The organism is Dyella sp. S184 (assembly GCF_009766065.1).
Taxonomy (GTDB): domain Bacteria; phylum Pseudomonadota; class Gammaproteobacteria; order Xanthomonadales; family Rhodanobacteraceae; genus Rhodanobacter.
The window spans coordinates 798,597-818,031 of record NZ_LMUE01000002.1 but is presented as its reverse complement, the minus strand read 5'-3'; the positions used below and the strand labels follow the sequence as shown (position 1 = coordinate 818,031).

The following is a 19,435-nucleotide window of genomic DNA, read 5'->3' as shown; positions in this document are numbered from 1 at the left end:
TCATGACCGCACAAACTCAAGCAGCGAGTGGCTTCAGCCGCGAGCTGGTTCTCACGGCGATGGCCGATTCGTTCCGCAAGCTGTCGCCCCGGTTGCAGTTCCGCAATCCGGTGATGTTCGTCGTCTTCGTCTGCAGCGTGCTGACCACGTTGCTGTGGGTGCAGGCGCTCGCCGGCCACGGCGAGGCGCCGACCGGCTTCATCTTCTGGGTCAGCCTGTGGCTGTGGTTCACCCTGCTGTTCGCGAATTTTGCCGAGGCGCTGGCGGAAGGCCGCGGCAAGGCGCAGGCCAATGCGTTGCGCAGTTCGCGCAAGGATGTGATCGCGAAGAAGCTGGCATCGGCCGATCGCAATGCAACGATTACCTTCATGCCGTCCAGTGAACTGCGTACCGGCCATCACGTGCTGGTCGAGGCCGGCGAGCAGGTTCCCGGTGACGGTGAAGTGGTGGTCGGTGCAGCCAGCGTGGACGAGAGCGCGATCACCGGCGAATCCGCACCGGTGATCCGCGAATCCGGCGGCGACCGCAGCGCGGTCACCGGCGGCACCAAGGTGTTGTCGGACTGGCTGGTGGTGCGCATCACCAGCAATCCGGGCGAGAGTTTTCTCGACCGCATGATCGCGATGGTGGAAGGTTCCAAACGGCGCAAGACGCCGAACGAGATCGCGCTGACCATCCTGCTGGCGAAGTTCACGCTGATCTTCCTGCTGGCCTGCGCCACCTTGCTGCCGTATTCGATCTATAGCGTGCAGGCGGCGGGCATCGGCCATCCGATCACTCTCACGGTGCTGATCGCGCTGCTGGTATGCCTGATCCCGACCACGATCGGTGCACTGCTGTCGGCGATCGGCATCGCTGGCATGGACCGGATGATCCGCGCCAACGTGATCGCCACCTCCGGCCGTGCAGTCGAAGCGGCTGGCGACGTAGACGTGCTGCTGCTCGACAAGACCGGCACCATCACCCTGGGCAATCGCCAGGCGGTGGCGTTTTATCCGGCGCCGGGCATCGATGAAAAGATCATGGCCGAAGCCGCGCAGCTGGCCTCGCTGGCCGACGAAACACCGGAAGGTCGCAGCATCGTGGTGCTGGCGAAGGAGAAATTCGGCTTGCGCGAACAGCAGCTCGAGGCGATGCACGCACAGTTCGTGCCGTTCACCGCGCAGACCCGCATGAGCGGCGTCGATTTTGGTACGCGGCAGATCCGCAAGGGCGCACTCGATGCCGTGGAGAAACATCTGGAGGCGCAGAACAGCCACCTGCCGCCGCTGGTCAAGCGCATGGCCGAGGACATCGCGCGGCGCGGCGCCACTCCGCTGATCGTCACCGAAGGTCCGCGGGCACTGGGCGTGATCGAGCTGAAGGACATCGTCAAGGGCGGCATCAAGGAGCGCTTCGCCGAGATGCGCCGGATGGGCATCAAGACCATCATGATCACCGGCGACAACCCACTCACGGCTGCCGCTATTGCAGCGGAGGCTGGCGTCGACGATTTCCTCGCCGAGGCCACGCCGGAAGCCAAGCTCAAGCTGATCCGCGATATCCAGGCGCAGAACCGGCTGGTGGCGATGTGCGGCGACGGTACCAACGATGCGCCGGCGCTGGCCCAGGCCGATGTGGCGGTAGCGATGAACACCGGCACGCAGGCCGCGAAAGAGGCCGGCAACATGGTCGATCTCGACTCTAACCCGACCAAGCTGATCGAGGTGGTGGAGATCGGCAAGCAGATGCTGATCACCCGTGGCTCGCTGACCACGTTCTCGATCTCCAACGACATTGCCAAGTACTTCGCGATCATTCCCGCCGCGTTCGCGACCACCTATCCGACGCTCAACACGCTCAACGTGATGCACCTGGCGACGCCGCAGAGCGCGATCCTGTCGGCGGTGATCTTCAATGCGCTGATCATCATCTTCCTGATCCCGCTGGCGCTGAAGGGCGTGAAGTACCGCGCGCTCGGCGCCGGTGCGCTGCTGCGCCGCAACCTGCTTATTTACGGCCTGGGCGGCATCGTGGTGCCGTTTCTCGGCATCAAGCTTATCGACATGTTGCTGGTCCTGTGCGGACTGGCCTGATTTCTTTTTGCTCGTCATTCCGGCGAAGGCCGGAATCGCTTCTCGGCAGCCTCCTGCATCACCGAATGTGGATCCGGGCCCCGCTGGGATGATGGTTTCTCTTCATGGAGCTATGTCATGCAAACGCTGAAACTTTCTGTATCCCTTCCTGACGACACCCATCCCGACATGGAGCTGCGCCTGTCGGCCAACGACTCCGATTGCGACGTGGTGATCGCGCTGCCGCTGCGGCCGCGCAGCGAACCAGCCACGGTCACCATCGCTGCGGCAAGCCCCCCTGACGGGGCAAGCAGTGTCGAGGACGACTATGTGCTTGGCGGATACGCCGGCATCTGACAGCCGCATCGTGCGGTTTTCATCAACCATCTCAATCGAAGAAAGTCCGGTGTTGCCGGAGTGCAAGGAAAAACCATGCAGTACAAGAAAACACTGGCTGCCGCTGTTTTGTTGGCAATGATTCCGACCGGGTATGCGATGGCAGCGCCACAGTCGGCGGTCACCGCGTCGGCATCGATACCGGCACAAGTACCGCTGGGTAGCAGTAATTGCGACCCCTACAAGAATTTCGACTGCCTCAATGACTACCTGGGAACGAGTTTCTGGATGCGTCTGACGAACTACTACAAGCTTGAGTGGGGCCAGCCAGCCGCCCCCGCGGACCCGAAGGCACCTGCATCGAGGCGCGCAGATTGGGCGCCGGCCGCGCAGACAACACCCCCGATGCCGTTTACCGAGTGGCCCTATGGCGGAACCACATCATTAGGTGTGACGCGCCCGAATTCGGTCGACAGTCCGTTGATGACCGCACTGGGCAACACTGCTTTCGGCGATTGGCTCACTCGGAACAATTTCCAGCTCTATGGCTGGGTCAATGGTGGCGGCAACCTGAGCACGAGTACGACAAAGCCCGGTGGTAATGCGCCAGCGGCGTATGCGTATACGCCTAATACATTGGAATTTGACCAGTTCGTGCTGTATCTGGATCGTTTCCCCGACACGGTGCAGACCGACCACATCGATTGGGGCATGCGCCTTTCGGTGTTGTATGGCGAAAACTACCGCTACACCACGTCGTATGGGTTGGCCAGCTACCAATTGCTGGACGAAAACAAGGTCAATGGCTACGACTTCCCGATGATGTATGGCGAAATCTACATTCCTTGGGTCGCCGACGGTCTGATGCTGCGTTTCGGACGCTTCATTTCCATACCGGATATCGAAGCACAGCTCGCGCCAAACAACTACATGTACACGCATTCGATGACTTATTCGTTCGATAACTACACCAACACCGGTCTGGAAGGTACCTTGGCTGTCAACAAGAACTGGACCGTGCTACTCGGCGTGACGGACGGTACCGAGGCATTTCCGACGCACTTGAATCAAACGCTGAACAACCCGTATCCGAACGTCCCAGGTACCGGCCCCGGCCAAGTTGGATACAACCCGCTCTATCCGAACTCGACCTTCAAGACGGATCCGGGTTCGATGCCGTCGGTGTCGGCATGCGTTCGCTATCTCAGCGACGATGGCAAGACCGCCTTTATGCCATGCGCGGATGCAATCAACTCGGGAAGATATGGTTACAACAATCTGCAGTGGTATGGCTTCACGTTCTACCATACGTTCGATGAGCATTGGCATGTTTCTTACGAGGCCTATGACCTTTTTGAGAACCGCGTTCCCAACGCACTCAATAGCGATGTGCAAACCATCTATGCAAACGGGGGGGCGCCGTTCTCGTCACGATTCATTCCGTACAACGCCCCCGATCTGGCGATCTGCGCCAGTGCCACGCAGTTGACGTGCCGGGCCAGCACGCTGGCCACTGTTGCCTATCTCAACTACAGCCCAGATCCCTTGGACAACTTTTCGTTCCGGCCCGAGTACTTCTGGGACAAGAATGGCCAACGTACGGGCGTGAAAACTCGTTATGTGAACTTCGCATTTGGTTGGCAACACTTTTTCTCGCCGCAACTCGAAGTGCGGCCGGAAATCGCTACGTACCATTCTCTGAACGGCGATGCATTCAACGGAAATTCGAACGCTGGCATTGCTCCGAACAAGTCCCGCGAGACGATTCTGTCTGGTGACATCATCTTTCATTTCTGAGCAGGGTCCGTCTGCGAGACGATGCTGATGACCCGTCAGCTTTTTTGATTTCCAACTGGTGGTGATGCAATGAGCAGGTTGATACGTAATTCATTAATGTTGCTGCTGCTGATGACGTTGATTACCGGGGTCGCCTATCCTCTGGTGGCCACCGGGCTGGCTCAGCTGGTCTTTCCGCAGCAGGCCAACGGCAGCCTGATCGTGAAGGACGGCAAGCCGATCGGTTCCATGTTGATCGGCCAGTCGTTCACCGACCCGAAGTACTTCTGGGGTCGACCGTCGGCGACCACGCCGCAGGCGAACAATGGCGTCAACTCCGGTGGCTCCAACCTGGGGCCGACCAATCCGGCGCTGACCGACGCGGTGAAGCAGCGCATCGCCGCGCTGCGTGCCGCCGACCCAGGCAACACCGCACCGGTGCCGGTGGATCTGGTCACCGCCTCGGCCAGCGGCCTCGATCCGGAGATCAGCCCGGCGGCGGCGCAGTACCAGCTCGCGCGGGTGGCGAAGGTGCGCGGGCTTAGCACGTCACAGGTGCAGGCCTTGGTGAACGAATACACCAGCGGGCGCCAGTTCGGGATGTTCGGCGAGCCGCGGGTCAACGTGCTGCAGCTCAACCTGGCGCTGGACGCGCCGCAGACGCACGGCAGCTGATCGCGCTAACGTAGCGTCATTCACCGAAACTGGGTAGCGCATGAGTGAACCTTCCCGCGAAGCACGTGCCGATGCCCTGCTGAGCACCGAACACGACGAGCGCACCCATCGGCTGAAGATCTTTCTCGGCGCCGCGCCCGGCGTCGGCAAGACTTACGCGATGCTGTCCGCCGCGCGCGAGCTGAAGCGGCAGGGCGTGGATGTGGTCGTTGGTGTGGTCGAGACACACGGCCGTACCGAAACCGCGGCCTTGCTGGAAGGCCTGGAGGTATTGCCGCGCCGCCCGGTGCGTTACAAGTCGTCCGACGGCAGCGAGCGCGACTTCACCGAGTTCGATCTTGACGTGGCGCTGGCACGCAAGCCAGCGGTGCTGCTGGTCGACGAGCTGGCGCACCGCAACCTGCCTGGTGGTCGCCATGAAAGGCGCTGGCAGGACATCGCCGAGCTGCTCGATGCCGGCATCGAGGTGTACACCGCGCTTAATGTGCAGCACCTGGAAAGCCTCAACGACCAGGTACGGCGCATCACCGGCGTCACCGTGCGCGAAACCGTGCCGGACGTGTTCCTTGATCGTGCGCGCGACATCGTGCTGGTCGACCTGCCGCCACGCGAACTGATCGTCCGGCTGAAGCAGGGCAAAGTCTACGTGCCGGAGACAGCAGCGGCGGCGCTCAACGCGTTCTTCTCGCCGACCAATCTGGCGGCGTTGCGCGAGCTGGCGGTGGACACCATCGCCGGCCACGTCGACAGCGACCTGCGCGAGCACATGCTGGCGCGCGGCAGCGCGATGACGGTGCGCCGCCGCGTGCTGGCGGCGATCGACGGCCATGCGCAGAGCGAATATCTGGTGCGCGTGGCGCGGCGTATCGCCGAGCGTCGCGGAGCGCCATGGAGCGTTGCTTTCGTCGATACCGGCGCGCGACTGGATCCTGCACGGCGCGAGCGGCGGGATGCCGCGATGCGGCTGGCGCGCCGGCTCGGCGGCGAGACGATCATCCTGCGCGGCCATGCGATCGCCGATGAACTGTTGGCGCACGCCGATCGCGAGGGCGTCGGCCAGATCATCCTCGGCCGCACCCGCGAGCGGGTGGTGGCGCGCATGCTGGGCCGCTCGCTGACCCAGTTGCTGCTGCGCCGTGGCGCGCATCTTGAGCTGACCATCATCGCCACGCCGAGCGAGCGGGCGAAGGCGCGCCGCCGCTTGCGCCTGCCGCAGCCTTCCGCGCGCGGTTCGCGCAGCGAATACATCTACGCCACGCTCACCACCCTGGTTGCGTTCGGACTGGCGTTTATCGCCGACCGCTATCTGTCGGTGGCGAACCTGTCGCTGATCTTCCTCACCGCGGTACTGGTGGTGGCGGTGCGCACGCGCATGTCGGTGGCCGTCTATACGGCGATCCTGTGTTTCCTCGGCTACAACTACTTTTTCGCGCCGCCGCGCTACACGCTTGAGATTTCCAGCTTCGACGACGTGCTGGCGGTGACCTTGTTCCTGGTGGCGGCGCTGGTCTGCAGCCGTCTCGCCACGCGACTGGCCAGTCAGGTGGAATCCTTGCGTGGCGCGCACGTGCAGGCGCGTGCACTGCTTACGCTGGGCCAGCAACTGACCACCAGCACCGATGCCAGCGGCATCCGTGATGTCGGCAGCAAGGCGTTGGCACATGCGCTGCGTTGCGATGCGGCCATCCTTGCCCGCGATGCGGAGCAGGTGTTGCGGGTGGCGGCAAGCGTGCCGCCGGAACGCGCGCTGTCTGCCCAGGATCTGGCTGCGGCCGACTGGGGCGACCGGCATGGCGAGCAGGCCGGTCGCTATACCGACACCTTGAACGGCGCGCCGAGCTGGGTGCTGCCGCTGGGCAGCGAAAACCATCCGCTGGGGGCGGTAGCACTGCGTTTCGATCCGGCGATGGGCGAGCCCGATCCGGATCAGCGCAGCCTCGCGCTGGCGATGACGCAGGACATCGGTCAGGCGCTGGAACGTGCACGGCTTTCCGATGAACTCGAAGGCGCGCGCGTGCAGGGCGAGACCGAACGCCTGCGCAACGCGCTGCTGTCGTCGGTGTCGCATGACCTGCGTTCACCACTGGCCTCGATGATCGGCGCGGCCGGCACGCTGATCAGCTATGAACAGAAGTTGCCGCCGGAAGAGCGCCGCGAATTGCTGGAGGCGATCCTCGGTGAAGGTCAGCGGCTGGATCGCTATATCCAGAACCTGCTCGACATGACCCGGCTCGGCCACGGCACGCTTAAGCTCAACCGCGACTGGACCGACAGCGCGGAGATCGTCGCGGCATCTGTGACGAGGCTTCGCAAGTTGTTTCCCGATCTGCGCGTGGAGACGGTGGCGCCATGCGAGCCCGTGCTGCTCTATGTGCATCCGGCGCTGATCGAGCAGGCGCTGTTCAACATCCTGGAGAACGCCGCGCGCTTCTCGCCGCCGGACGAGCCGGTGCGGGTCAGTGTGCACAGCAACGGCGAACGCCTGCTGATCGACGTCAGCGATCGCGGTCCTGGCATACCGGAAGAGGAGCGGGCGCTCATCTTCGACATGTTCTACTCGGTATCACGTGGTGATCGGGCTCCACAGGGCACCGGACTGGGCCTGGCGATCTGCCGTGGCATGATCGGCGCGCATGGCGGCAGCGTGGAGGCCTTGCCCGGCGACGGCATCGGCACCACCATCCGCATCAGCCTGCCACTGCCACCGCCGCCCGACACGAGTCCATGACCTCAGCCGCTCCACGCATCCTGGTGATCGACGACGAGGCGCAGATCCGCCGTTTCCTCGATATCGGCCTGCGTGCAGAAGGTTATGAGGTGCTGCTGGCGGCCAATGCGGCGGACGGGCTGGCGCTTGCCGCCACGCAATCGCCCGATCTGGTGATCCTCGATATCGGCCTGCCCGATCGCGAAGGCCACGACGTGCTGGCTGAACTGCGCCAGTGGAGCCAGGTACCGGTGCTGATGCTGTCGGTGCGCGATGCCGAGGACGAGAAGGTGCGCGCGCTCGATCACGGCGCCAACGATTACGTGACCAAGCCGTTCGGCATCCAGGAGCTGATGGCGCGCCTGCGCGCCCTGCTGCGCAACCGCCCCGGCGAGCCGGAGCTGCCGCCACGCTATGACGACGGCCATCTCGCGGTCGACATGGCGCGCCGCGAAGTGCATCTGGACGGTGCGCTGCTGTCGCTCACCCGCAAGGAATACGCCGTGCTGGCCCTGTTGCTGCGCCACAGCGGTCGCGTGGTGACCCAACAGCAAGTGTTGCGCGAAGTGTGGGGCGCCACCCATGTGCAGGACACACACTATCTGCGCATCGTGCTCGGCAAGTTGCGCCAGAAGCTCGGTGACGATCCCGTCACGCCGCGCTGGCTGAAGACCGAACCCGGGGTGGGCTATCGGTTTCTTGGCGGCGGTTGAAGTCGCAGAAACGGGTATCCGCTGGCGGCCAGGAATATTTCAGGCCTGCTTTTTAACACGCGATGCGCCGGGTTGCGTGCGCGCCAGTTTCTCCAGTTCTTGTAGCAACAGCGCAACCGGCGCTTTAAGCCGCGGCGGCAACGGGCGATGGATGAGCCATGCAACGATATTGGACTTGAAGTCGCTTACGCTAAGCACCTTTAGTTTCTCTCGGTACGCACTCGTTGCGAGCAGGTCGGCGGTAATCATGCCGACACCGGCGCCACGCGATACCAGGGACAGTTGCAGGTCGGCGCCGATCGCTTCCACCGCGACGTCGAAAGGCAGGCCTTGCGCTTCCATCGAACGGCGCAGTGCGGACCGCATGCCGCAACCGTTCTGGCTGAGAACCCAGGGAAAGGCGGAAAGGTCCTTCAGGCTGACCCGCGTGCGCAGATTAAGGGCGGGTGATGCGACAACCTTGATCGGCTGGCGGCTGAATGCGTGGGCAGTCATGCCAGCCGGTGGTGCCGTGTTTTCCGCGAATCCGACGACGACAGCATCCAGCATGCCTTGCTCTATATGTTCGACAAGGCTCTGCGACCAGCTGGTCTGGATGCGCAAGGTGAGTCGCGGGAAGCACTTGCGTAGGCAATCCACCGGTGTGGCAAGCGTCATGTCGGCAAGATAGGGCGGCATGCCGAGCCGCAGCTCGCCGGATGGCTCGACATCCTCGCGGACCAGCGCCATCAGGTCCGCCTCGGCCTGCAGCAGCTGGCGTCCCTTTTCGTAGACCTCGCGTCCAGCTGCGGTTGGACGCAATGGCTTGGACTGCCGGTCCAGCAACTCGACGCCAAGCAGCATCTCCAGGCTCTGCATTCGACGTGTCACGGCGGGTTGCGTGAGATGCATCGTCGCGGCCGCCTGCACGATCGAGCCGGTTTCGACGACGGCAATGAAAGCGCTTATGTCACGGGTGTTCATCGGGCTGGCCTGTCCAAGGATATTGATTAATACGCATAATAACTATGAGTATTATTCAATTGCTGCATTATCTGTGTGTATTTAACATCGAAAGCCTCTTGCTTGGAAAGGCCTTCACGATGCGATTCGACTCTCCGCACCATCTCGCCATCGGGGAGGCACTTGCGCCGATAGCCCCATTGACCGGCCCCTTGACCGCGCTGTTCGCTTTCGCCGTGAGCATCATCATCATCAACCTCACCGCAGCGCAGCCGTTGACGGGGCCCGTCGCCCGGGCATTGCACCTGCCGGCGTCACTCACGGGATTGATCGCGATGCTTCCGCAGCTCGGTTATGCCGTGGGCATGCTTTTCCTCGTGCCGCTCGCCGACCTGCTGGAAAATCGTCGGCTCACCGTCATGACGCTGGCTTGCTGTGCGTTGATGCTCGCACTCGCCGCTATGGCGCCGACAGCGTCACTGTTTCTGTTCGCTGTCTGCCTTGCTGGCACGACATCGTGTGCGATCCAGATCCTGGTGCCCTTGGCGGCGGCGATGGCGCACCCGGATCATCGTGGCAGTGCGGTGGGCAATGTCATGAGCGGGGTCATGCTTGGCATCCTGTTCTCGCGGCCGCTGGCCAGCGTGGTGGCAGGCACATTGGGCTGGCGGGCGTTCTACGGCATTCTCGCGGGGCTCGATGCGCTGCTCGCCATCGCGCTGTGGCACTGGCTGCCGTTGCGCCAACCAGCAAGCGGCCAGACGTATCGGGCACTTGTCACATCGCTATGGACGCTCTGGCGGCGCGAAGCAGTGCTGCGTCGTTATGCATATTCCGCTGCCATCGTGATGGCCGCCTTTGGCGCTTTCTGGACCGGGATAGCCCTGCGTCTGGTGCAGGCACCATTCTCGCTCGGCAGTAACGGCGTGGCGTTGTTCGCACTTGCCGGCGTGGCGGGTACCGTTGTTGCGCCATTGGCCGGCAGCGCCGGCGACCGTGGTTACAGCGCAGTCGGCATGCCCATCGCGCATGTCTGCCTGCTCGCCGGAAGCGTGCTTGCCGGTATTGCCGGCACAGGCTGGCTTGGCCTGAACATCGTGGCGCATCGGGATCTGGCGCTGGCTTTGCTCGTGGCCTCTGCGATCATCATCGATGCAGGCGCCATTGGTGACCAGACGCTCGGTCGACGCGCCATCAACATGCTTGACCCGGAAGCGCGCAGCCGCTTGAACGGTCTCTTCGTCGGCGTGTTCTTCATCGGGGGCGGCATCGGTGCAGCAAGCGCCGGAGTGGTTTGGGCGGTCACCGGATGGGCCGGTATCTGCATGCTTTGTCTGGTCTTCAGCGTATTGGCATTTATCCGCGACATGATTGCGCGGCGCAGCCCGGTTATGAACTGAGGCAGGCAGCCGGGGTGGATGCAATGCGAAAATCAGCTTGCAGGGCGAAGCAGATTTTGGTGCGATACACGAGGTTCCACGCCAAGCGGTCAAAGGTGCTGCATCAGATGATGTAGCGTCCGTTGTGCAGTGCCGGCTGCTAAGGTAGATCCTGTCGGGGCGCGTTGAAGCTGCGCGTCGGTTTGATCGAGTAATGGCACGCCGGCAGCTTTTACAAGACGTCTACATAAACCACACAGGCGAGGGGTTGTCCGATGTCTTCCGAGTCTGATCCGTTGCCGGTCACCTCGGCCACGAATCGTGGGATCACTATTGTTGCCAGTGCCACCGTGCTGGCGCTGCTGTACTTCGGCAGGGAAGTGCTGGTTCCGATCACCCTCGCACTGATCCTGAGCCTGTTGATCGCCCCATTGATGCGTGGTTTGCGCCGGCTCGGGCTGGGTCACACGCCGTCCGTGCTGATCGCCGTGCTTGCGCTGGCCATGTTCCTGGTGGGACTGGCGACGGTGATGGGCTCGCAGGTCGTGCATCTGGCCAGGAGTCTTCCGCAATACGAGGCGACGATCCACGCCAAGGCCCAGACGCTGCGCAGCATGACCATCGGCCGCATGGAGCTGATGCAGGGCGAAGCGGGCAAGATGATGGGCCAGTTCAACGATCGCAGCACCGACGAGCCGGCGGCATCTGCCGACGTTCAACAGCGCCTGGCTTCTTCGACCAGCATCATCCCGGTCGAAGTGCATGCACCACCAGCGGGTCCGATCGCGGTGATCACGCGGATCCTCTCATCGATCTGGGTGCCACTGCAGACGGCGGGCATCGTACTGGTCGTCCTGCTGTTTGTCTTGCTGGAGCACGAGGCCTTGCGCGATCGCTTTATCCGCCTGGCCGGCGGCACGGATCTGCGCGCCACGACGGCGGCGATCAACGATGCCGGCGAGCGCCTGTCGCGGTTTTTCGTCTCGCAGTTCGCGGTCAACTTTGGTGTGGGTGCGGTGATCTGGTTGGGGCTGGTGATCATTGGCCTGCCCGATGCGCCGTTGTGGGCGGCCCTCACGGCCGTACTGCGGTTCGTACCTTATGTCGGGGTCTGGATCGCGGCGATTCTCGCCACCGTGCTCGCGGCGGCGGTCGGTCCGGGCTGGTCGCTGATGCTGATGACCCTGGGCCTGTACGCCGTGGTCGAGACCGTCGCCGCGCAACTGGTGGAGCCACAGTTGTATGGACATAGCACGGGGTTGTCGCCGCTGGCGGTGGTGGTCGCGGCGATCTTCTGGAGCTGGCTGTGGGGGCCGATCGGTTTGATCGTGTCGACGCCACTGACCCTGTGCCTGGTGGTCGCTGGGCGCCATGTCAGGGCACTGAACCTGCTGGACATTCTGCTCGGCGATACGCCGGCGTTGACGATGCCGCAACGGTTCTACCAGCGAGTGCTCTCGGGCGATGCCGACGAGATCATTGCCGACGCGCGCATCTTCCTGAAACGCAAATCGTTCGCCGCGTACTGCGATGTGGTCCTGCTGCCGGCCTTGCAGCTCGCCCGCATCGATCTGACCCAGGGTGCGATCAGCCCCGGGCAGCAAGTCAAGGTTCGTAGCGCGATCGTGAGGGTCATCGATGCGCTCGGCAGCGAGACGCGCCAGCGTTCCCGCTGGAATCGTCGTGTTTCCGTCCTCGACGATTCCAGTCTCGGCCATCTTCTGCGTCAGCAACGCGTGGACGCCAGTGGCCGCTGGCAGGGGCCACTGGCTGTGGCCCCGGGATCGGTGGTGCTTTGCGTGGGCCTCGGCTCCACTGTGGATGATCTGGTCACGGAAATCCTCGTCCGCATCCTGCGCGACCTCGGCATCGACGCACGCCACCTTACGATGGATGACATCGAAGCCTTTGAGGCCGAGCCGCCACCGGAAGCCACACCGAACGGGGTCTCGATGGTCTACATCGTCAGCGCTGTCCCGGCCGGGTATCGGGAGCGTGGGGATTCGGTGGCGATGGAAATGCGCCACCGGTTTCCCGAGGCATGCATCATCGCCGTGCAACTTCCGGAACTGCTGGCAACAGCGGAGCCCGTCACGGTCAGCCCCGATGTCAATCAGCTGGCAAGCTCGTTCGAAGAAGCGGCGCAGCATGCGATTGCCCGCTTCCCGGATGGTACCCGGAGCCCTCGACGATAGGGTCTGAGGCCGTCTGCCAGAGGCTGTGGTGTAAGGGTACGTGATGCTCAAGCGGCCGGCCATCCAAGCAGTTCTTTCACATAGTGAACTGGACAATGAGCCTGTGACCCAACGGCGATCATGCCTGATTCCGAGGCATCGAATCGGCAAATTGGAAGCCACATCGTCGAAGCCTCAGGCCGATCGCAAATGAGCAAGAAGTCTCCAAGCCCTTTACATCGTGATGAAAAGCTTGCCGAGCTGCGCAATCTCAAGATGGCGAAGTCTGCGCATGCCTATGTGCGCGGCAATACGGTTCAATTCTATGAGTGGCTTGAAGCGTCCGATCGCGTGCTGCCGCAAGGTCCTCCCGTATGGATATGTGGTGATTGCCATGTCAGCAATATTGGCCCCATAGCGGACGCAGACGGCAACATTAATGTCCAGATCCGCGATCTGGACCAGACGGTCATCGGCAATCCTGCCCACGACCTAATTCGGCTTGGGGTCTCATTGGCGATGGCGGCGCGCGGGTCCGACCTGCCTGGCGTGGTAACTGCGAAAATGATGGAGCAGCTCACTCTCGGTTACGAATTGGCACTTGGCGGAAAACCCGGTAGCCGCAAGACGATATGCAAGCGGCCGGACACGATCAAGCCGGTCATGCGGCGCGCCATGCGGCGCAAATGGAAGCACCTGGCCGCCGAACGCATCGAGGGTCTTGAACCCAATATCCCGCTATCGAAAAGTTACTGGCCTATCTCAAACGCCGAACGAACGGAGCTCAAGGCGCTCATGGCTACCGAGGAAGTTCGGCTGCTTGCCACTTCATTGAGCCATCGCAATGCGAAGGACAAGGTGGAAATGCTGGACGCAGCGTATTGGGTCAAAGGCTGCAGTTCGCTCGGGCTTCTCAGGTATGCCGTTCTGCTGAGAGTCGGTGAATCGAAGGACCCGGAAAGCAGCCTCTGCCTGATCGACGTGAAGGAAGCCGTTCGCGCCGCCGCGCCGAGGGCGAAAGGGGCTCGAATGCCAAAGGACAATGCATCACGAATCATCCAGGGAGCAGCCCACCTGGCGCCCAATCTCGGCGAAAGAATGCTTGCCGGACGCATTCAAGGTAAATCGGTATTTCTGAGGGAGTTACTGCCGCAGGATCTGAAAATCGACATTGAGCATCTGAATCATGACCAGGCGATGGAGGTGGCCGCATACCTGGGCAATATCGTCGGGCGAGCGCACGCGCACCAGATGGAGAACGATGATCGGGAGCGATGGCTGCAAGAGCTTGGCCGCAATCGGCCGAAAACGATTGATACGCCATCCTGGCTCTGGAAGAGCGTGGTCGAACTGGTGAAGGCGCACGAAGGTGGCTACCTTGAGCATTGTCGTCTGTTTGCAAACCCGGTTTGAGCTCGCGGAGCTCCTTAACTCAGATCTCGATCCATAACGTAATGCGAGCTCTTCAAAGGGCGCATGCCAAGCCTGAGCTGGCCACCGCATTCGAGCATGCATTCGTCTGGGTCGAATAGCGCCTAGGCGACGCCCTTTACCTCATGGTCGAACGCACGCCGTCGTCCGTCGACGCCCTCGATGGTAATCAGCGCACTGTCGCCGCGTTGCTGTGCCTTCAGGGCTCTGTCGACGGCGAACCTGATGGCATCAATACGGGTTTTGAATTCGGGGTGGCCGTCGTTGCTCACTTGCACGGCCCACCTGCCATTCGCGGGTGAATAGGGGATATCGAAGATGATCATGGGTACAGCTTGCCCTTGTTGCGGTGACAGCGTTGTAAAAGTTGACGGAAGATCATGGCCGACGTTCCCACTTGGGAATGTTCTTGAATGGTCGCGATCTGCTTCAATGCAACGATGACCCGCCCTCAGCAGCTGTCCATGAAACGAAATCTATCCCACTGGCTGCTCGCGCTGTTCTTCATGATCGCCGGAATGTTCCATTTCCTGTTCATCGCCAACTACGAAGGCATCATGCCGCCGTGGCTACCCTGGCATCGTGCACTCGTCATCGTCAGCGGCCTGTGCGAGGTCGCCGGTGGTCTTGGCGTGCTGTGGCATGCCACACGCAGTTATGCACGGTACGGCTTGATCGCGCTGTGCCTGGCGGTATTTCCCGCGAATGTTCAGATGCTGCTGAATGCCCAGGTTGCGCACGCATCTGCCTTGTGGCTGACCCTGCTATGGATACGCTTGCCGTTGCAGATCCTGCTGATAGTGTGGATCTGGCGCGCGACGCGTCCACGCGCAGAGTGAATTGCAGGAATGCGAGGCACGCCCGCTTATGGAATATGGCATCGCCCGTCAAGTGGCATCTTCATGGCCGCGTCGAGATCGGCGCGGCTTACATTCTTGTCCTGCGCCGGGTCGAACACGATCTTCGCGCGCACGTTGCTGCCGCTGTCGCTACGGATGTTGGCCAGCCCGACGAAGCGCAGCAGTTCGCGTGTCCTGGCGTCGTAGGCCACGTCGATGTGCGGCAGGGCGAAACCGATGAAGCTGGCCAGGCTCAGGCGGTACTCACGCGCGTTATGGCCGTTCACCTGGGTATCGGCCATCCGCTTCACGCTGAAGTTCAGCGTGCCCAGCCGGCTGGGGATCAGGAACGGCACCATGTCACTGCCGTTCATTCCCAGCTTGTCCCAGTGGTCGCGGATATAGGCGTCGAAGCCGGCATCGATCACCGGCGTCGGCGACATGGCCAGCGCCGCCGTGCGTTCGCTGGCGGCAGTGTTGTCGCGCACGAACACGGTGCGTTTGCCGCCGGCGCTGCGCACACCTTCGCGGTAGCCATGACGCGCGTCGTCCAGCTGGAAATCCGGCGCCTGCGCGCTGCCGTCGTCGTGCATCAGCTTGCGTGCGAACGGCTTGCCGTCCGGGCAGCGGTAAAGCACCAGCCGGGACGGATTGCCGCCGTCGTCGTACAACCAGTGCGATTCGAGGTACATCAGGTGCTCATCCGAGCCGGCGAAAGCCTTGCCTTCGGCCTGGTGAACCGCATCGGCAGAGGTGGGTGCTCCGGCCAGTGCGCTTAGGGAGGCGGCCAACGCCAGTGTCAGTCCAAGCGCACAGGCGCACCGATGGTGTCTCATCGTCAAGGCAATACTCCCGCAGCCATGGGGTTTGCCGCATCCGGGCGTAAGCGCCCGTCGCGGCAGGGGTTGCAGGAGTAGATACGGCTGGATCCGGCCCGTGGATGCACGGGCGACGGGCAAGCTTCGCCAGAACCCGTGCGGTGCTTGCCTTCCGCAGAAGACGATCCGCGTCGGAGTCGACCCACGCCGGAGCAGGGTTTCCGAGGTGGACTCGGTGGCCGGCGAGGTTATGATAGTCAGCCAGATTCACCATTCCGGCCGTAACTACCCCTTACGTACGGCCGGCTCAACAGAGGACATCCCATGGCACGTGGCATCAACAAAGTGATTCTTGTCGGCAACCTCGGCAACGACCCCGAGGTGCGTTACACCACCAGCGGTACCGCGATCGCCTCGCTGAGCATCGCCACCTCGGAAAGCTGGACCGACAAGCAGAGCGGCGAGAAGCAGGAACGCACCGAGTGGCACCGGGTGAAGATGTTCGGCCGGTTGGCCGAGATCGCCGGCGAGTACCTGAAGAAGGGCCGGCAGGTCTATATCGAAGGCTCGCTGCGCACCGACAAGTACACCGACAAAGCCGGCGTCGAGAAATATTCGACCGACATCATCGCCAGCGAGATGCAGATGCTCGGCGGCAATGAGGGCGGTGGCGGCGGTGGTGGTGGCCAGCGCGAGCGCCCGCAGGCTAGTGGCGGTGGTCAGCGCCAGGGTGGCGGCAACTATGGCGGCTCCTCACGCGGCAGCGATGACCATGGCAGCCAACAGCGGCAGGCGCCACCGCCGGCTGACAGTGGCTTTGCGGACGATGAAATTCCGTTTTAGCGAACACCTATAATTTTGTTGTGTTGTTATAAGCCCTCGAGAAATCGGGGGCTTATCTTTTCCAGACTGGGCGTTTTCACATCGTTTCTGGCATCGAGAGTTCGTTAAATTGAAGCCGCGCATTCAAAAGCCGACATAGCATGCCGCCCCTTCAATGACGGCGCTTGTGACGTCCGGGGTTTAAAGCCACGTGTGCTACTCAGAATAAGGACATCGATTGCCGGCGCCCTGCAATTACAGTCTGGAGCGAGTCAACTTGGCTCGTGCGACTTTTCGTTTGCCTGGTTCCGTTCGCCTGCTTCGCTGCCATTCTTGACTTCGTCTTTGGAGTTCAATGCCGGGCGTTTCGATGCAGCTGAACCATTGCCGGAATTTCGAATTTCATTGCGCTCCGCACCCCACTCAAGATCGCCATCAAATATGGGTGGCACCGAATACTGCGTGTTGTGTTCTGCGCGGGCGTTTCGTTCGTTCATGTGCGCCTCTCTGTCGATCGCATGCTGAGGATGGGCGACGATGCCGGAATGCGTATCAAAGTGGGGTGATCTCTTAAGTCCCACGCATTCACCAACAGTGAACGTCCAGTGTTCTCTGGAGGTGATCACTGGTTGTCGTATTCCTGCGGGCTCACGACCGATCTGGGGTATCCAGACCACGGGGCCTTATCGGTACAGGCTCCGAACCAAAAGTGGTGGGCATCGACGGATTCGTGCGACCCAGCGTGATGTTTTTGGAGGCCCGGACATGGCGGTTCGCGTAGGTCCAGATTTCGCCCGTCTCCGTGATTAGAACGGTCCAATAAAGATCGGATTCGGGGCCATAGTCAATGACGAAATGAGCGAATCCTTCGCCCTTCGGTGTGTTCATTGGAATGGGTGGGTCAAGTTGAAGCATCGCAATCTCTCCTCGTGTCGCGCACGATGCTTCCGAGCTCGTGAAGTCTTCGCGAACAGAGCGGCCCGGCAATAAAATTGCCTAGCGCGATTAGTACGCTTGAACTGTCAACAGAGCGCAAGAGGCAATGTGCAAGTCTGTGAGCGGATGCCTGTATAAGCGAATAGTGTGAAGCGACAGCCGGGCACCGGCCTGCCTTAGGTTCGGAATATGGATTCGGGCGTGGGATGGGTCGTTCTGATCGTTGACGACGATTTTTGCGTGCGTGAATCCATCCAGATGCTGCTATCAAGCCAATCAGGTGCCCAAGTGCTTTCTGCGGATGGGTTCACTCAAGCGTGTGACTTTCTGGCTGCTTACCATATCGATGTTCTCATCGTGGACGGTCTATTGGCCGGCCCGAAGTCGGGCATTGACTTGGCTCATATCACGGAGCAAATGCAGCCAAATGCTGCGATCCCGATCGTATCAGCCGATGCAAGAAGCGAAATGGCCAACTTTCCGGCAAGGGCGATATTTCTGCGGAAGCCGTTCGGATCAGAAAAACTGCTTCACGCCATCAAGCAGGCACGTGCTCAGGTGAATGCTTACACCTGATGATCGACGTTCATCGATGCGTGTCGCATTTCTTGACAGGGAATGCATGAACGCGCGCATGCTTCACATCGTCAGCTTCACGGGTCCGAGACGAATCACCTTTTATATTTTCGCCACCGCACACTCGCGGTTTTAAGAGGTCGAGAGTCATGGACAAGAACAGAACCGAAGGCACCAAGCATGAAGTCAAAGGCGCCATCAAAGAAGTGGTCGGCAAAGTGACTGGCAACAAGGCGAAAGAAGTAGCGGGAAACGTTGAGAAGAATGCTGGCAAAGTCCAGAACGCCGTCGGCAAGGCTGCTGATCGTGCCCGCGATGAAGCCAAGAAGCGCTGAGTCAGTCGCACCGCAAAAAAAGCCGGTCGAAGTCTGACCGGCCTTTTTCTCTTTCTGAATTCCCTTAACTCAATCGGCTTGTCGGGCGCGCTGGGTATTTGCGCAAGTGATAAACACGATGAATGTGGGAGGCGCCCAACGAGCCGCCAATCGCTGCCGCGAGCAACGCGAGGAAGCTGCTGATGAAAGCAATCCACAACATCATCGCCAGATAGTGCGCCGTTCGATCCGCAGTCATCTTCGCTTCGGCTCTGGCCAAACCGATCTGTGGGGAAAGACGCTGCAACGCTTGCGCGGCACTGGCCTGTGTCGTTCCTGTGTCCGCGGCGAGTAGCGCGCTGGCCGTATCGTCGTGATTGGCGATCAATGCAGCGACGATCGGAGCCGATCCACCATGCTCGCGGCCGGTCAGTTGAAACGCGATATTGGCATCCAGGACTGCGACCGCACCTCCACCTGCCATGGCGGATGGATTGCTGCCGCGCGCGTTGTCCCCGTCCGCGTGCATGCCCATCATGCCGCCGTGGCCGGACATGGAATGTCCCAACCCCAAGGCAAGCCAAAGGGCCGTCATGGTGACGGAAAGGCCCCAGACCGTAACGCCATGAAGTGCGCCCATGGTGTCATCGTTGCGGCCGTCAAACCAACTCGCGAACATCCCGCCTAAAAACAGCGCGGCGACCCAGGTGATGATCATCCAGATCGCTGTGCCGATACCGATGCCCTTGGCACTTCCCGCAGCATTCCATGCATCAAAACTGGAAAAGCCCAGCGCAAGACCTGCTACGTAAAGTAGCCCAGCAACGCCAGTAGCGACCAGCCAACCCGCGATCACCGCCCGAAACTTCATGGTCGGATGCGGGTTTCGCTTATCAATATTTACAGAACTCTCTGGTACGTATGACATGTTCGTCTCTCCAAT

At 61.5% G+C, this 19,435-nt stretch carries 18 protein-coding genes; 13 read left to right on the top strand and 5 right to left on the bottom strand.

Translation table 11 applies throughout. The features are described from left to right. The first annotated feature begins 2 nt into the window (after window positions 1–2). The 6 genes from kdpB (at window position 3) to GSQ75_RS03440 (ending at window position 8,261) form a co-directional block, all read left to right on the top strand. Window positions 3–2,075 (top strand): potassium-transporting ATPase subunit KdpB, encoded by a 2,073-nt coding sequence (kdpB, locus tag GSQ75_RS03465; RefSeq protein WP_158753115.1) that lies wholly within the window; start codon window positions 3–5, stop codon window positions 2,073–2,075. 117 nt (window positions 2,076–2,192) lie between these two features. After that, complete coding sequence (locus GSQ75_RS03460) at window positions 2,193–2,411, top strand: hypothetical protein (RefSeq protein ID WP_158753114.1); 219 nt, start codon at window positions 2,193–2,195, stop codon at window positions 2,409–2,411. A gap of 75 nt (window positions 2,412–2,486) precedes the next feature. Beyond that, on the top strand, window positions 2,487–4,187 hold the full coding sequence (locus tag GSQ75_RS03455) for an outer membrane beta-barrel protein (RefSeq protein WP_158753113.1): 1,701 nt from the start codon (window positions 2,487–2,489) through the stop codon (window positions 4,185–4,187). 69 nt (window positions 4,188–4,256) lie between these two features. Then, complete coding sequence (gene kdpC / locus GSQ75_RS03450) at window positions 4,257–4,841, top strand: potassium-transporting ATPase subunit KdpC (protein WP_158753112.1); 585 nt, start codon at window positions 4,257–4,259, stop codon at window positions 4,839–4,841. A 40-nt stretch (window positions 4,842–4,881) separates the two neighbouring features. Next, window positions 4,882–7,569: a sensor histidine kinase KdpD gene (locus tag GSQ75_RS03445; protein ID WP_158753111.1), complete on the top strand. Its 2,688-nt coding sequence runs from the start codon at window positions 4,882–4,884 to the stop codon at window positions 7,567–7,569. Continuing rightward, window positions 7,566–8,261: a response regulator gene (locus tag GSQ75_RS03440; RefSeq protein ID WP_158753110.1), complete on the top strand. Its 696-nt coding sequence runs from the start codon at window positions 7,566–7,568 to the stop codon at window positions 8,259–8,261. Before GSQ75_RS03445 ends, GSQ75_RS03440 begins: the two co-directional genes overlap by 4 nt. Window positions 8,262–8,300: 39 nt before the next feature. Here GSQ75_RS03440 and GSQ75_RS03435 read toward each other — a convergent pair whose 3' ends face one another. Further along, on the bottom strand, window positions 8,301–9,224 hold the full coding sequence (locus tag GSQ75_RS03435; protein WP_158753109.1) for a LysR family transcriptional regulator: 924 nt from the start codon (window positions 9,222–9,224) through the stop codon (window positions 8,301–8,303). A gap of 119 nt (window positions 9,225–9,343) precedes the next feature. Between GSQ75_RS03435 and GSQ75_RS03430 the strand changes: the two genes are divergently transcribed. From GSQ75_RS03430 to GSQ75_RS03420, 3 genes are all read left to right on the top strand, one after another. Continuing rightward, complete coding sequence (locus tag GSQ75_RS03430) at window positions 9,344–10,603, top strand: MFS transporter (protein ID WP_158753108.1); 1,260 nt, start codon at window positions 9,344–9,346, stop codon at window positions 10,601–10,603. A gap of 254 nt (window positions 10,604–10,857) precedes the next feature. Beyond that, window positions 10,858–12,777, top strand: a complete 1,920-nt coding sequence (locus GSQ75_RS03425; protein WP_158753107.1) for an AI-2E family transporter — start codon at window positions 10,858–10,860, stop codon at window positions 12,775–12,777. Between the two features lie 189 nt (window positions 12,778–12,966). Further along, window positions 12,967–14,169 carry a DUF2252 family protein gene (locus GSQ75_RS03420; protein ID WP_158753106.1) on the top strand — a complete coding sequence of 401 codons (1,203 nt, stop codon included), beginning with the start codon at window positions 12,967–12,969 and terminating at the stop codon, window positions 14,167–14,169. A 122-nt stretch (window positions 14,170–14,291) separates the two neighbouring features. On the opposite strand, the gene GSQ75_RS03415 is transcribed toward GSQ75_RS03420, so the two are convergent. Continuing rightward, window positions 14,292–14,513 carry a hypothetical protein gene (locus GSQ75_RS03415; protein WP_158753105.1) on the bottom strand — a complete coding sequence of 74 codons (222 nt, stop codon included), beginning with the start codon at window positions 14,511–14,513 and terminating at the stop codon, window positions 14,292–14,294. 138 nt (window positions 14,514–14,651) lie between these two features. Here GSQ75_RS03415 and GSQ75_RS03410 point away from each other — a divergent pair, with 138 nt between their 5' ends. Beyond that, complete coding sequence (locus GSQ75_RS03410; protein WP_158753104.1) at window positions 14,652–15,026, top strand: DoxX family protein; 375 nt, start codon at window positions 14,652–14,654, stop codon at window positions 15,024–15,026. Between the two features lie 26 nt (window positions 15,027–15,052). Here GSQ75_RS03410 and GSQ75_RS03405 read toward each other — a convergent pair whose 3' ends face one another. Next, complete coding sequence (locus GSQ75_RS03405; protein ID WP_158753103.1) at window positions 15,053–15,868, bottom strand: hypothetical protein; 816 nt, start codon at window positions 15,866–15,868, stop codon at window positions 15,053–15,055. A gap of 300 nt (window positions 15,869–16,168) precedes the next feature. Between GSQ75_RS03405 and ssb the strand changes: the two genes are divergently transcribed. Then, a complete protein-coding gene (ssb, locus tag GSQ75_RS03400; RefSeq protein ID WP_158753102.1) occupies window positions 16,169–16,687 on the top strand; it encodes a single-stranded DNA-binding protein in 519 nt (172 codons plus the stop codon). A gap of 251 nt (window positions 16,688–16,938) precedes the next feature. Here ssb and GSQ75_RS03395 read toward each other — a convergent pair whose 3' ends face one another. Further along, entirely contained in the window at window positions 16,939–17,163 is a 225-nt protein-coding gene (locus tag GSQ75_RS03395; protein ID WP_158753101.1) for a hypothetical protein, read from the bottom strand. 628 nt (window positions 17,164–17,791) lie between these two features. Between GSQ75_RS03395 and GSQ75_RS03390 the strand changes: the two genes are divergently transcribed. Continuing rightward, window positions 17,792–18,178, top strand: a complete 387-nt coding sequence (locus GSQ75_RS03390) for a response regulator (protein WP_158753100.1) — start codon at window positions 17,792–17,794, stop codon at window positions 18,176–18,178. A 149-nt stretch (window positions 18,179–18,327) separates the two neighbouring features. After that, window positions 18,328–18,513, top strand: a complete 186-nt coding sequence (locus tag GSQ75_RS03385; protein WP_158753099.1) for a CsbD family protein — start codon at window positions 18,328–18,330, stop codon at window positions 18,511–18,513. 64 nt (window positions 18,514–18,577) lie between these two features. On the opposite strand, the gene GSQ75_RS03380 is transcribed toward GSQ75_RS03385, so the two are convergent. Beyond that, window positions 18,578–19,420: a hypothetical protein gene (locus GSQ75_RS03380; protein WP_158753098.1), complete on the bottom strand. Its 843-nt coding sequence runs from the start codon at window positions 19,418–19,420 to the stop codon at window positions 18,578–18,580. Window positions 19,421–19,435: the final 15 nt, after the last annotated feature.

Excerpts from the sequence above, each read along its gene's own strand:
- kdpB (WP_158753115.1), top strand. The coding sequence starts at position 3 with ATGACCGCACAAACTCAAGCAGCGAGTGGCTTCAGCCGCGAGCTGGTT.
- GSQ75_RS03460 (WP_158753114.1), top strand. The coding sequence starts at position 2,193 with ATGCAAACGCTGAAACTTTCTGTATCCCTTCCTGACGACACCCATCCC.
- GSQ75_RS03455 (WP_158753113.1), top strand. The coding sequence starts at position 2,487 with ATGCAGTACAAGAAAACACTGGCTGCCGCTGTTTTGTTGGCAATGATT.
- kdpC (WP_158753112.1), top strand. The coding sequence starts at position 4,257 with ATGAGCAGGTTGATACGTAATTCATTAATGTTGCTGCTGCTGATGACG.
- GSQ75_RS03445 (WP_158753111.1), top strand. The coding sequence starts at position 4,882 with ATGAGTGAACCTTCCCGCGAAGCACGTGCCGATGCCCTGCTGAGCACC.
- GSQ75_RS03440 (WP_158753110.1), top strand. The coding sequence starts at position 7,566 with ATGACCTCAGCCGCTCCACGCATCCTGGTGATCGACGACGAGGCGCAG.
- GSQ75_RS03435 (WP_158753109.1), bottom strand. The coding sequence starts at position 9,224 with ATGAACACCCGTGACATAAGCGCTTTCATTGCCGTCGTCGAAACCGGC.
- GSQ75_RS03430 (WP_158753108.1), top strand. The coding sequence starts at position 9,344 with ATGCGATTCGACTCTCCGCACCATCTCGCCATCGGGGAGGCACTTGCG.
- GSQ75_RS03425 (WP_158753107.1), top strand. The coding sequence starts at position 10,858 with ATGTCTTCCGAGTCTGATCCGTTGCCGGTCACCTCGGCCACGAATCGT.
- GSQ75_RS03420 (WP_158753106.1), top strand. The coding sequence starts at position 12,967 with ATGAGCAAGAAGTCTCCAAGCCCTTTACATCGTGATGAAAAGCTTGCC.
- GSQ75_RS03415 (WP_158753105.1), bottom strand. The coding sequence starts at position 14,513 with ATGATCATCTTCGATATCCCCTATTCACCCGCGAATGGCAGGTGGGCC.
- GSQ75_RS03410 (WP_158753104.1), top strand. The coding sequence starts at position 14,652 with ATGAAACGAAATCTATCCCACTGGCTGCTCGCGCTGTTCTTCATGATC.
- ssb (WP_158753102.1), top strand. The coding sequence starts at position 16,169 with ATGGCACGTGGCATCAACAAAGTGATTCTTGTCGGCAACCTCGGCAAC.
- GSQ75_RS03395 (WP_158753101.1), bottom strand. The coding sequence starts at position 17,163 with ATGAACGAACGAAACGCCCGCGCAGAACACAACACGCAGTATTCGGTG.
- GSQ75_RS03390 (WP_158753100.1), top strand. The coding sequence starts at position 17,792 with ATGGATTCGGGCGTGGGATGGGTCGTTCTGATCGTTGACGACGATTTT.
- GSQ75_RS03385 (WP_158753099.1), top strand. The coding sequence starts at position 18,328 with ATGGACAAGAACAGAACCGAAGGCACCAAGCATGAAGTCAAAGGCGCC.
- GSQ75_RS03380 (WP_158753098.1), bottom strand. The coding sequence starts at position 19,420 with ATGTCATACGTACCAGAGAGTTCTGTAAATATTGATAAGCGAAACCCG.